The sequence below is a fragment of the Paenibacillus sp. FSL R5-0341 genome (assembly GCF_037975235.1).
GTDB lineage: Bacteria > Bacillota > Bacilli > Paenibacillales > Paenibacillaceae > Paenibacillus > Paenibacillus amylolyticus_A.
In genome coordinates, this window is the sequence record NZ_CP150241.1 from 2881643 (window position 1) to 2895625 (window position 13983).

At 45.0% G+C, this 13983-nt stretch carries 7 protein-coding genes; 5 read left to right on the forward strand and 2 right to left on the reverse strand.

Annotation, left to right across the window (positions count from 1 at the left end):
* The first annotated feature begins 45 nt into the window (after positions 1-45).
* Entirely contained in the window at positions 46-2427 is a 2382-nt protein-coding gene (locus tag MKX75_RS13005; RefSeq protein WP_339169897.1) for a polyprenyl synthetase family protein, read from the forward strand.
* Between the two features lie 270 nt (positions 2428-2697).
* Positions 2698-5325: a PAS domain S-box protein gene (locus tag MKX75_RS13010; RefSeq protein ID WP_339169898.1), complete on the forward strand. Its 2628-nt coding sequence runs from the start codon at positions 2698-2700 to the stop codon at positions 5323-5325.
* Positions 5326-5447: 122 nt separating this feature from the next.
* Here MKX75_RS13010 and MKX75_RS13015 read toward each other — a convergent pair whose 3' ends face one another.
* Entirely contained in the window at positions 5448-7214 is a 1767-nt protein-coding gene (locus tag MKX75_RS13015) for an ABC transporter substrate-binding protein (RefSeq protein WP_339169900.1), read from the reverse strand.
* Between the two features lie 324 nt (positions 7215-7538).
* Here MKX75_RS13015 and MKX75_RS13020 point away from each other — a divergent pair, with 324 nt between their 5' ends.
* From MKX75_RS13020 to MKX75_RS13030, 3 genes are all read left to right on the forward strand, one after another.
* Positions 7539-8774 (forward strand): MFS transporter, encoded by a 1236-nt coding sequence (locus MKX75_RS13020; RefSeq protein WP_339169902.1) that lies wholly within the window; start codon positions 7539-7541, stop codon positions 8772-8774.
* A 639-nt stretch (positions 8775-9413) separates the two neighbouring features.
* Positions 9414-11135, forward strand: coding sequence for an ABC transporter ATP-binding protein (locus tag MKX75_RS13025; protein ID WP_339169903.1), 1722 nt, complete (start codon positions 9414-9416; stop codon positions 11133-11135).
* Complete coding sequence (locus MKX75_RS13030; protein WP_339169904.1) at positions 11132-12901, forward strand: ABC transporter ATP-binding protein; 1770 nt, start codon at positions 11132-11134, stop codon at positions 12899-12901. The genes MKX75_RS13025 and MKX75_RS13030 overlap by 4 nt, the downstream gene beginning before the upstream one ends.
* Positions 12902-13016: 115 nt before the next feature.
* On the opposite strand, the gene cyoE is transcribed toward MKX75_RS13030, so the two are convergent.
* Positions 13017-13946 carry a heme o synthase gene (gene cyoE, locus MKX75_RS13035; protein WP_062834191.1) on the reverse strand — a complete coding sequence of 310 codons (930 nt, stop codon included), beginning with the start codon at positions 13944-13946 and terminating at the stop codon, positions 13017-13019.
* Positions 13947-13983 lie beyond the last annotated feature (37 nt).

Below are 13983 nucleotides of genomic sequence, written 5' to 3' on the forward strand. Positions count from 1 at the left end.
CATGGATACATGTTTAACATTAATAGAAGTTGAGGTATCCATCCTATGAATAACGTACTTACAGACCAGGCTGATGCAGGATATCGGCTAGCTGAGCAGAAAGCATCTCAGTATTTTACTTCTCTTAGGCAACAACTTATGGATAATACGTATACGACAGCACTTACCCAAGATATTTATGTATGGCAAAAAAAACATATTCATCGTTTTGCCTGGCTTTCTCTTTTATCACCAAGCAAAAGAAAACCGGATCCCCGGGATGTTCATAGATATATCCATTGGCTGAATGCTACAGGAAAACTGGATGATTACTTGGATCGGAGTATCTCATATATTTATATGCGAGATCTGGGGCAAGCCCTTGATTCTGCAGATACACAATCCCGAATTCAGCACGTTGTCCAGAATACCAAAAAGTACTTTATGGGCTCTGCTACTGGGCGCAAAGGACAGCCCGATTATATCAGTCTGGCTGCGCTGTATCGGTGGGGACAGAAGGAGCACATAGAATCCGCTGTCATCTGGGTGATGAACAAATTAAAGAACGTAGCATCCAACATCCCGAAGGAGCTGGATGCAGAGCAGGCACAACGGAAGCTCATCAAGATCATTCTCGGCGTAGTCCTTCATGTGGACGATGAGATGAACGAGCAGACACCACGTGAAGAACGTGCCCGGAGATTTGATGCGGCGATCCGACTGGGTTATTCGTACGGTTTGACGTATCCATTTGTGGATGACCTGCTGGATTCTCAGGCTCTGACTGTTCAGGAAAAAGAACAATACTCCCTGATGATACGCGATGCACTTCTTACCGGGGTCGTACCTGATCTGGGAGAGTGGAAAGGCAGCAATCTTGAAGTAATTGAATATGTGCATTCCGAGCTTCGGGAAGCATTTGAGTATATTAAGAACTACCAGCGTCCAGAGAAACAGCGCACGTTCTTAGAGCAATCTTATGTCTTCTTTCAGTCTCAGGAGATTGATCGCAGCAAGAAATTATCCAATGCGAATTATACCAATGAAGAATTGTACATTCCGATTATTATCAAATCTTCTTCCTCCCGATTGATTGTCCGATCTGTTCTCAGTGCGCCAGTGGATGAAGGCTTCGATCTGCGGACGTTCTATTACGGGATATATAATCAGCTGGCCGATGATTTTGCCGATATGTTTGCCGATATGGAGGAAGGGGCAGTAACCCCTTATACGTACTATTTGAAGTATCGAGATTTGCGCCCTGATCTGATTAATCCATATGAATTGTATTGGGCAGTCATCTCTCATCTGATCCATGATGTTTACAACTCGGACGCCAAGACCCGAGAGGTCATACTGGATCGTGCCATTAACGGGTTGAAGCGTTGCAAAGAACGGTTGGGTCAGGAGAAATATGATGAAGTGATGATGATTTTTGCCAGTGGGCAGCCTGAATTCAATCGACTGGTTCAACAGATGGTGCGTAAAGCGGATGACGTTGATTTCCTGGATAAATTGTTACGGGATCAGGTCGTGCTTCAATTGAAAAATGACAAGCAGGAGAAAGAGGAGTTCAAGCAGACCATTCGAACGGTTCGCGAACAGATTAATGTGGAGTTGCAGATTGCGAAACCAAATGGCCTTCATGAGATGAAAGAAACGCTGATCGATGCAGCCAATTACAGCTTGCAGGGAGACGGAAAAAGGCTACGCCCGATATTGACTTGGGTTATGGGTGTTCGCGAGTATGGTTTACCTGAATCATCCATCGTTCCGCTGCTCAGATCGCTGGAGTACATGCATACCGCTTCCCTGATCTTCGATGATCTGCCTACGCAGGATAATGCTTCGACAAGGCGTGGACGTTCCACGTTGCACCATGTGCACAATAGCGCCACAGCAGAGCTTACCGGTCTATTTCTTATCCAGAAGGCGATTGGAGAGCAATCCTCATTGAATCGCTTTGATGCGGCAACCGTGCTTACTCTCATTCAATATTCGGCTGAAAAAGCAGAGGATATGTGTATGGGACAGGCGATGGATCTGAACTCCAAAGGCAAGGCGTTGACGCTGGAGCAGTTGAACATGATCTGTTTTTACAAAACAGGTATTGCCTTCGAAGCTGCCCTGGTCATGCCAGCCATTCTTGCCCAAGTGAAGGAAGCGGAGATGGCTACGCTGAAGAAGTTCGCTTATCATGCGGGGATCGCCTTCCAGATCAAGGACGACTTGCTGGATTTCGAGGGAAATCACCTCATTCTCGGGAAACCTGCAGGTCAGGATGAGCGGAACAATAATTCCACCTTTGTGTCCATTTTGGGTGATGAAGGCGCAAAGAAAGCGATGTGGGAGCATTATTGTCTTGCCACAGATGCATTGAACGAGATGCCGAAACCTATTTCCTTTTTGAGACATCTGTTGGATTATCTTGTTGGTCGGGAGCGCTAACCCAGTTTTCTTAGAATTCATTGTTGCATATGATTTATAATGAGATATAACGACAAAGGTCGGGATTCCATATCGATGGATTCCAGGCCTTGTTTGGTGTTATAGACACAAATTTCTTGGAAAGATTTGTTTCAACGGCTGAAATTATGGGTATTAAGCAGGTACTGTTGTTTTTAAACCGGCTAATTCTTATAAAATAATTTATACCAGGTGAATATTAAATTTCGACAAGCTTTATCTTGAGTTTATATGCCAAAAGGAGAGCTTACAATGCAGGTTCAAAAGGTCGATCATCATGAATTGTTCGAACAGATCTATAACCAAGCGCCTATTGGAATTGCACTCGTTGCTCCGACAGGACAATGGATGAAAGTGAACCCTGCTTTTTGCTATATGCTAGGTTATACAAGTGATGAATTCATGGCTCTCAGTTATCAGAATATTACGCACCCCGATGATTCACCACAAGATGTGATCTGTAGTTACGAGCTAATTGAGGGTAAATCAAATGAGAATAAATATGAAAAGCGTTATATCAACAAAAATGGTGACATCTTATGGTGCTCAATACATGTTTCCTTGGTTCGAAGTGAAATTACGGATGAGCCGCTTTACTTCATTTGCCATATTGTTGATATTACTGACCGCAAAATGTCCGAACATAAACTTCTACATAGTGAAGAGATGTTCAAACTTATTACGGATCATGCACAGGAGATTATCTACATTGCTGATCAGGAGGGAATTTGTCGGTTCTGCTCACCGTCAGTCCAACATTTATTGGGTTATTCTCCGGAGGAAGTGATTGGCCAAAATAATGACGCATATTTTCACCCACAAGATCTGGAACGGATCTCACAGATGGACTTGACTAAAGGCAATCTGTTGACTATTAGGGTCCGCCATAAAAATGGGCATTATTTGTGGTTTGAAACCACATACAAGGTCTTTGGTCATCCTGAGCAGGGGCAGCAAATTCTTTCAATTGGACGAGATGTATCCGAGAGAAAAAAACATAAGGATATCAGTGTAGAGGCGGAACGCATCGCTTTAATTGGCAGTTGGGAATGGGATATGGTCAAAGACCAAATTACACTTTCAGATCAGATCTTTGAGATTTTTGAACTTGAACGCACTTGCAAACCATATCGTATAAGTGATGTTTTTGATGTTATGGATTCCGAAGATCTAGCCTCTTTACAAAAACATATTACAGGGGTAAAACAGGGTGAACCACTCGATTTTGAATATAAACACATCAGCTCTGACGGAAGTGAGAAGTATCTTCACTTGCGTGGGTTAATTACGCTTGATGAGAATCGTCGGCCAATCCAGCTGAACGGAACACTACAGGATATCACGGAACGCAAGCGCATCGAATTTAAATTGCAGGAATCTGTGGAGCGTTACACGTCGCTTAAGAAATACAATCATGACGCCATTATCTCGTTTAATATGGATGGTAATATTATGAATGCGAATCCAGTAGCGGTGACAATGACGGGCTGTCCTGTGGCAGAAATGATTGGCACAAGCATAAGCAGATTTATCGGAGCCAGTAATTTGGGTCTGATTCTGGGCAGTAATTATGAGATGGCTGAAAAGGAAATCAACGCTGTTCGGCACACGGATGGATCTGAGACAGAGGTCTTGGCTACGCTTGCTCCGATCATTGTTAACAAATCCAATGTCGGGTTTTACCTGATTGCGAAGGATATTACGGAGCAGAAAAAACTGCTTGTAGCCAAAGAGACAGCGGAGAGAATGAATAAGGCCAAAAGTGAATTTTTGGCGATGATGAGCCATGAAATCCGTACACCTATGAACGGTGTAATTGGGATGACGGATTTGCTCATGGATACCCCCGGACTTAGCGGGGAACAAAAGGAATATATCGAAATCATCCAGAAAAGTGGAGATTCTTTGCTGGCCATTATTAATGATATTCTTGATTTCTCCAAAATCGAGTCAGGCAAAACCGATCTGGTAGATGATCCTTTTGATCTCGTAGAGATCGTGACCGAGACGGTGCAAATCGTAAAACCGCTAGCTCGTGAAAAGAAGCTGGATGTTCGTTTGTGTATGGATGATGCCATTCCATCTCCGGTGTATGGTGATGCTTATCGTCTTAAACAGGTACTTACCAATATCATCGGCAACGCCGTCAAATTTACTTCAGAAGGCGGCGTAGAAGTGAAAGTGGGAGTTAAGGAGCAGGGCGGCAATAACGTGCAGCTTTATTTTAAGGTAAAAGATTCGGGCATTGGGATTCCGTTTGAGAGGAAACAACAATTGTTTGAACCGTTCTACCAACTGGAGAATTTTATGACCCGCAAACCTCAAGGTACCGGTCTTGGCCTAGCCATTAGCAAGAAACTGGTGGAGCTCATGCAGGGAGAGATCTGGATCGAGGAATCGGATGAGCCGGGTACAATATTTATGTTTACCGCCCGATTTAAATTAAATAACGGTGAAGAGAGCAATAGTATAGATCAAGAGCAGAAGAAGAGCAGAACATCAGCCTTGCGGATTTTAGTTGCAGAAGACAATGAGGTGAATCAGCTCGTCCTTAGCAGGATCATTGAGAAAAAAGGGCACTTCGTGGATCATGTGGCGGACGGTGTTGGGGCGGTCGAAGCGGTCAAACACAATTCATATGATGTTATATTCATGGATGTGCATATGCCAAGGCTTAATGGATTCGAAGCGACAAAAGTGATTAAAGAATTTAAATCCCCTGAGGATTGTCCATATATTATCGCGGTAACTGCAAATGCTGTAAGAGGAGACATGGATAAATGCTTAAAGGCAGGCATGGACGCATATGTAAGCAAACCGATTAAAATCGAATCCATTATGCAAGCATTAGAGACCTATTACATCAAAAATAATCTCTGAATGCACTAAAAATGGATCGGCAATAGAGCCGCTAGCTTAGCGTAAATAGGCTAACGGCTTTTTGCTATTCCATGATTTGCTCTACCCCTGTATGCGCCACAGATACGACTGTGCACATATCCCTATGGATTTTTGATCCACAGTTTGGAAATGTCCATGTAACCGAATTCTGCGATCTGCATACCGAAGATGCTCTGATCCAGTTCAGCCTGCTTGTTTATGTGACAGCCATGCAAGATCCAGTAGTGCTCACGTAGCAAAGCTTCCGCTTCATCCAGGAGCTCTGTACGGTCTGCCCGATGCAGCTGGGCGAAATGATCCAGTTTGTCATCCAGCAGGGACTGGAAAGCAGGAGACATACACATATGAAAATGATTGGAGAGGTTTTTGAAAAAATGAATCATGCCGTACTGCCAGTCTTCCTCCAGTATCTCTTCAGCCAGAATCAATTGCGCGCTTAAGGTTTTCTCTGAGTTGAAATAATCCACAACCGCGTGCATGCTGATGTTCATTCCGATGGACTGCGCACGACATTGGAACCACTCGGCAACGTCTGCATCCTTATTATGCTTATACGATAAAGTTATCGTCTCACCCTGGTACCCACAGTTATGCAACAATTCACGGGCATGATCAAGAGAGGCAACGGTCCAGTCTTGATCTGCACTTCTCCAGGGAAGGAAACTGCTGGCTGGTGTAATCCGATTCCCACCGAGATCTCGGACAAGTGCGACCGAATCATAGACGATACGCAGGGCTTGTCGAAATAGGGGGTGATGATGGATGCCTTCCTTGTGAAAATTGAACAGCATATACTGACAACCGAGCGCCGGATAATTGATGCTGTTGGTCTGATCACAGCCTGTTGCGAGACTCAGTCGATCTGTGCCCGGTAGCTCATAATAGCGATCATTCGGACTCAGGTCAGGTACAAACCAGAAATGCACTTGATCCAGATGTGGCCGGATGCCGTAATACGCATCGAAAGCAGCAAGCTCCAGTACATCTTCATTCAGCTCAGAGATCTGAAAAGGACCGGTACCTATTAAGGTATTGGCTACATTGTAATCGTAGGGCAGGATCGTCATCCGAATACAGCTAAACAGATGCAAGAAGAAGCGATTGGGACGATGAAGAACAAACTTGATGCAGTAATCGCCAGCTACTTCCGCACGTTCGATATCACGATATAACCAAATGGACGGACTATTTACATCTATCAAGCGTTGCAACGTCGTTTGCACATCCCGGGACGTCATGAAACGGCCATTGTGGAAACGTACACCTTTCCGGAGGTAGAAGGTCCATAAGCGATGGTCCTCGCTGCACTCCCACATGTGAGCCAATGCTGGCACAAAGGATTCCGTCTTGGCATCATAAGTGATCAACGTATTACAGACCTGGCTCAGCAGATAGGTTTCAAATGCAGTGTAGACAAAAGCAGGGTCCAGATCGCCCAATTGGCGTGACCTCATAATACGCAGGATATCCTGACCAGAGGCAGTTTCATCGTGGCTGTGAAATCCCATCTGTTGATGAAGAGAGAGCATGAGCTGTTCACGAAGTGTATCATCCATCTGAACGGTTCCGATGAGTTCAATGGCATCTTTCATTTTGCCTTTAGCCAGAAGTTCGGTAAAACTCGCTTCCAACGCTTCATTCATGCTACGCAGCATTGTTAGCTCCGAATGATGTCCACGACCACGCCCAGGCTGCCAATGGATGAAGCCTTGTTCCTCCAATTTTCTGAGAATGAATTTCACATTGCGAGGGGTGCAGCACAAGGCCGCGGACAGGCTGTCAATCGTCACCGCTACAGGTTCATGAAGCTTGAAAGAAAGTTGTTCGGCCCCGGCGAGCCTTATAAAGTGTGTATGTAGGGTATCCATGGTCATGACTCCTCTATTAAAGGTGAAAAGTGTGATCATATGTTTACACTTTTCTTTCCCCCTTTTATCCTTACAATTATACATTAGAAGAGGTAGTTCAAAAAGTCCGCTTTTGATTACGAAAGATGCCTTAAGGCATCATCAGCATCGAATATGGAATTCAGCCGAAATGTCCGTTGCTCACGTAGTTTTCCCTACGCTCCGCTACTCCATTTCTATCTTCATCCCATCTTCTCGGTACTGAAAACCGGACTTTTTGAACACTCATTAGAAGAGGTTGTTAAATCCCCCCGCATTGGAGCAGTCAGAATAGGAGAAGTTCGCATGAAGCAATATTTAAGGCAAATTCACCCTTTGGCATGGACCATCATTATCGGAACCATGTTTGGACGTCTTGTGACGTCAATGAGTATCCCGTTTCTATCCATCTATCTGACACGTGTGCTAGAGGCTACCCCGACACAGACCGGTGTTACGGTTGCAGTTAGCTCGCTGGCAGGTGTGATGGTCAGTTTTTATGGAGGTTATATCTCGGATCGGATCGGTCGCAAAATCGTGATGTTAATCTCGATATTTAGTTGGGCAGGTGTATTTTTTATTTTTTCAGCAGCAGAGCATCTATGGGTGTTCTTTGTTGCTAATACGTTAAACGGATTATGCCGCGCAGTATTTGAGCCCACCTCCAGAGCGCTGTTATCGGATATTACTTCACCTCAGAACAAATTGCTGGTGTTCAACCTCAGATATGCTGCAATTAATCTTGGTGTGGTTTTTGGGCCAATTATCGGATTTCAGCTGGGATCATCTGAATCAACATTTCCATTTGTGATTTCCGGCTTGGTATACATAGCCTATGGACTTGTACTGTTTCTGCAATTCAAGCTACAGCATGCCAATCTGCCAGAGCGTCACCAGGCGACTGCACCACGTTTACGTGAAGCATTGATGACCACGGGTCGTGACCGGGTATTTCTGCCGGTATTGATTGGTACCACATTTTGTGTGCTGGGTTACGGACACTTTAGTTCTACGTTGGCACAGTACTTGGCGAGGAGTCCGATCTTTGAAAATGGGAGCCAGATGTTCTCGTACATGCTCTCCCTGAACGCCGTGACGGTACTGATTATTCAATATCCACTGGTACGAACCTTCCGAAACTTTCCACCACTGGTTCCTCTGATTGTGGGTAACCTGCTGGTCGCAACCAGTCTGATGATGGTCGGAATCGCTGAAGGCGTACTCATGATGATGATTAGTGTCATACTATTTACCATTGGGGAAGTGCTGTTGTTCACGATGATGGATATGCTCATTGACCGGATTGCGAAGCCGGAATGGAAAGGAACGTATTTCGGAACTATCGGCTTCAATAATATCGGTAGTGTCATCGCTCCTGTAATGGGTGGTATACTGTTGAGTCAATTTGGAGCGGAGAATGGGCTCGCTGTTTTTGTACCAATTGCACTGACGACTGCACTGGGAGTGCCTTTTCTTCTGATCGCACATAGACGTCTTGTTGTTAGAGAGAAGCAAACAGAGCACACATCCATGAGTATGTAGCGGGAAAAGAAAAGATTAATGACATGAATTAAATAACAATTCAGTTAAAATTATCTTGACGGATGTTAATCCAACGAATACAATAAACAACAAATATGTGAAACGGGTGGGATGATGATTATGTTTATGCCGATACAGATTTCGAATCGATAACTGAATACGCATGAGCATAGTGACATTAATCCAATTTTTTGCAATAATCGCGTTGGGACAGTCATGTTTGTGCACCCCTGTCGTGGACGCTCATCATTATTGCGATGCAGAGGAGATACGGGAAATGCTTTGCATTTCATCCGGTCTCTTTTGGTTATAAGCTGTAGATGAACATTAGTTCATCTATGGCTTTTTTGCATGCATTCCACCAATCCGTTCACATGGAAAGGAGCATTTGAAGCTTTATTATTTTAAAAATCACATGTTACAAAGGAGAATGTACAATGGTCAACATATGTTCTACATATCAATTATGGGCGGGAAATGCCGATTTTAATGTCATTATGTATGACTCATCCTAGTGGGGATAACAGCGATCGAAAGGTTATTCTGTCATCGTAGTTACAGTGTAATGTTCTTTAGTTCATTTTATATAAATAAACCGATGAAGAGGTGGGACCTGTGCCCAAAACAGAGAAACGCTCCATGTCTTGGCTGCTGCGCTATCTAAAACCAGTCAAAGGACGGCTGGTCTTGCTTTTGATCATGTTGCTGACATCAACGGGACTTCAGCTTTTGAATCCACAGATTATCAAACGATTTATTGATACAGCTGCGAGTGGGGGAGTGCTCACCAACCTCATTCAGCTTGCAGGACTATTTCTGGTTGTTGCCGTGTTTAATCAACTTATCACGGTAGCGGTCAGTTATCTCGGGAATGATGTGGCCTGGCGGGCCACGAATCAACTGCGCGGAGATCTGCTGAAGCACTGTCTGCGTCTCGATATGCGTTTTCATAATGTGAAGACACCTGGAGAGATGATTGAACGTGTGGATGGTGATGTAACGAGTATCTCCAATTTTTTCGCGATGTTCATTGTGCAAGTGATTGGGAGTTTTGTACTACTGGCAGGAATTCTCGGATTCATGTTCAGTGTGAACGTGCCTATTGCTTTGGTCATGACCGTGTTCACATTGTTATCGATCCTGTTCATGGTCTTCATCCGAAATCTGGGAGTGGACTCTTCCAAAAATGAACGGGCGGCAAGTGCGTCTCTATTCGGATTAATTGAAGAACGTATTGCCGGGATTGAAGATGTGCAAGCCAATGGTCATGTGCCATATGTGATGAACCGCTTTTACCGCACGATGCGCACGGTATTTCTTAAGGGTAGAAAAGCTTGGCTGCTACGGGTTATTCCATGGAATACCACGGTAGTTCTATTCGCACTGGCGGTCACTGCGGTGCTCTTGCTGGGTGTACATTACTATATGGAAGGTCTAATTAGTATCGGAACATTATTTTTGATTTACCAATATACACAGATGCTGAATGATCCGATTGAGATGCTGGGAGATCAGGTGCAAGAGTTTCAAAAAGCAAAATCCGGCATGTTGCGCTCCAGAGAGCTGTTGTCCATACAGAGTGAGATTGAAGAGGGCACAGGGGAGCAATTGCCGGAAGGACCGCTTGGTCTGGAATTCAGTCAGGTACATTTCAGTTATAACCAGGATAAACCGGTATTGCAGAACATTAATTTCACTATTAAACCTGGTGAACGTCTGGGAATCATCGGTCGCACAGGTAGCGGCAAATCGAGTCTTAGTCGTGTCCTTCTCCGATTGTACAATCTGGATCGAGGTACGATCCGTGTAGGTGGAACGGATATCACGAAGCTTTCTTTACAAGCGCTCTATCGCCGGGTGGGTATGGTGACACAGGATGTGCAGCTGTTTGATGGCACGCTGCGTGATAATCTGACCCTGTTCAATGGGGATGTATCGGATCAGATGATCAGAGAGACGACAGATCGCCTTGGACTTAGTCAATGGATTGATTCACAGCCAGCAGGACTTGATACGTATCTGGCAGCAGGTGGGTCTTCATTGTCGGCAGGGGAAGCACAGTTATTTGCCCTAACCCGTGTATTCCTGACCGAACCAAGTCTGGTTATTCTGGATGAGCCTTCGTCACGTCTAGATGCTGCCACCGAAGGCATGCTTCAATCTGCGATTGACCAGTTAATGAAACAATCTACCGGAGTCATCATTGCTCACCGTCTGGCTACGCTGGAGAAAGTGGACCGGATTATGGTGCTCGGGGATGGCAAGGTATTGGAATTTGGAGCGAGAGAAGAACTTGCCAGTAACCCGGCATCGCACTATGCCAGACTGCTCATTACAGGCCGAGAGGAGGAATTGGCATGACTGTAGCAGGATTTATTGGCCGTTTGTTTCGATTCAGGCCATTCTTGTTTGTAATCAACGGATTGTTATGGTGTATATTTCATTCCTTGCCGTTAGCGATCGGGATCGGGATGCAGTGGTTTTTTGATCGGACGACAGCGGGTTCCAATGACTACATGTGGCTTGCTGTGCCGCTTATCTTTATTGCTTTGATCCGAATGGCGCGGGTGGGCACATTTTTTGTAGCTTTCTATGCATGGGTTACGTATCTGTATCATGTTCAGGCGATCTTGCGAACCAACATGCTCGCAGCGATCATGCGCTGGCCGGGACGTAATCTTCCGGCTTCACCAGGGGAGGCGATGAGTCGCTTTCGGGATGATGTGGATGAAGTTGTCGAGTATGTAGAATCATGGGTGGACTTCTGGGGACGGCTTGTATTTGCAGTTGTGTCCATCGTCATTATGGCGAACATTAATTGGCAGATCACATTGGTTGCCGTCCTGCCATTGGTGGTCGTGACCTTACTCAACAACCTGTCCGGGAATCGGGCGCGGAAGTATGCACAGGTTAATCGAGAAGCGACTGGGCGAATTACCAGTTTTATTGCGGAAACGTTTGGAGCTGTGCAAGCCCTGAAACTGGGACAGGCCGAAGAGAATGTCTCTTCACGTTTTAACCAGTTGAATGAAGATCGTCGCCAGGCTGCACTACGAGACAATTTGTTCAAGCAGTGGATGAGATCAATGAATCAGCATGTGCTAAGTATCTGTACCGGATTGATTCTACTGATGTGTGCAGCTGAGATGAAAGCAGGGAACTTTACCGTAGGTGACTTTGCCTTATTCACCAGTTATCTGGCCAATATCGGATTTAGCATTTCACTGTTTGGCTATATGGTGTTTCAGCACAAAAGGCTTAAGGTCTCCTACGATCGTATGCGTAAGCTATTCCGTCCAGGGGAAGAAGACCAGATCATGGATTCGAGAGACATCTACCTGTATGGAGATCCACCGGAGCTTATAAGTGAACAGAGAGACCCCAAGGAGAAATTGCAATCCCTTGAGGTGAATAATCTGACTTATCAATATCCAAATTCTGCAAATGGGATAGAAGAGATCAGTTTCCGTCTGAAACGCGGACAATTTTTGGTCATCACGGGAAGGATCGGATCAGGTAAATCAACGCTTGTACGAACACTTCTTGGACTGTTACCCAAGCAAAAAGGGGACATTCACTGGAATGGAGAAGCTGTTGATCCAGCTACGTTCCTGATGCCGCCTAGAGCAGCATATACCCCGCAAGTACCAAGATTGTTCAGTGATACGTTGAAAGAAAATATCGTACAGGGCAAACAGGGTAATATCGAGCAAACGCTTGAAAAAGCCATTCGTCTGGCTGTGATGCAAAAGGATATCAAACATCTGGATCAGGGGCTTGAGACCCCGGTTGGACCAAGAGGAGTGATGCTGTCAGGCGGGCAGATTCAACGCGCGGCTACAGGACGCATGCTAATGACGGAGGCAGACCTCTTTATCTTTGACGATCTGTCCAGCGCACTGGATGTGGAGACAGAACAACAAGTATGGGAAGGATTGTTCCAAGAGCCGGATGTCACCTGTATCGCGGTTTCTCACCGCAGGGCAGCACTTTCCAAAGCAGATCATATTATCGTAATGAAAGATGGACGCATTGAAGCTGAGGGAAGTTTGACCGAATTGCTTGCCACCAATGAAGAGATGCAGCTGCTGTGGCAAGGGGAGCAAACCCCCGTCAAAGTTGGATAGCTAAAAAAATTTAGAAAAGATAATAAAGAACCAAAAAAGCCTTACAGACGACTCTTCAAAAGAGGATAGTCTGTAAGGCTTTTATCGTTATAACGAGTGAAACGATGGCATATTTTTATCTCATCATCTGAGCAATCAAGGAATACGCAATGATAACCAGGAAGATAATAGTGATATGGTTAATGGAGAAGATAAACATCCGTTTGGACCATTTCTCTGTTTCTTTCTTATCAAAGGTAGCCACACTAAGAATGAGCCAGGCCAAGCTGACCAGAAATGCCACAATCGCGACAAATGGACTCATCGGCCAGAATAAAAAGCTGGAGATCAGCAACAGGACCAGATACACATTCGTCTGAATGTATGTCCGTCTGATGCCTTTAACTACCGGCAGCATGGGAACACCAGCAGCTTTGTATTCGTCAAAACGACGAATCGCAATTCCGTAGAAGTGAGGCATTTGCCATAAGAGCATCGTAACGACCAATGCCCAGATCTCAAAATGACCCAGTTCTGGTGAAATGGCTGCCCAACCGATGAGCGGAGGCACAGCACCCGAAAGACTTCCCACTTCCGTGTTGTAGATCGTTGTACGTTTGGTCCACATCGTGTAAGGGAACACGTAAAGCAACAGACCCAAAATACCAAATACAGCAGCGGATGGAGAAGCAATGTACAGCATGATGCCACCGATGACGGTGATTGCAATACCGAGAATTAGACCCGACTTGGTATCTACGCGTCCCGTAACGGTAGGACGTTTCTTCGTACGTTCCATGATCGCATCAATATCACGATCATACAGATTGTTAAACACCCCTGCAGCTCCAATAATGAGAGAAGACCCAATAAAGGAAAGGATGATCGGTACAATATTAGCTAAGATTGAAGCATCAAATACATATAAAGCCAAACTTAAACCCGCAAACATGGCGATCAGGTTGGACTTGATGATTCCGATTTTGATCGTATCGAAGAATACTTTCGGAATCGAGCTATACTCCAGGCTGATATTGGTCTGTGAACCATTATTCAATGTTTTCAAGAACTCACTTCCTATATCTATACTTGTATATTATGTC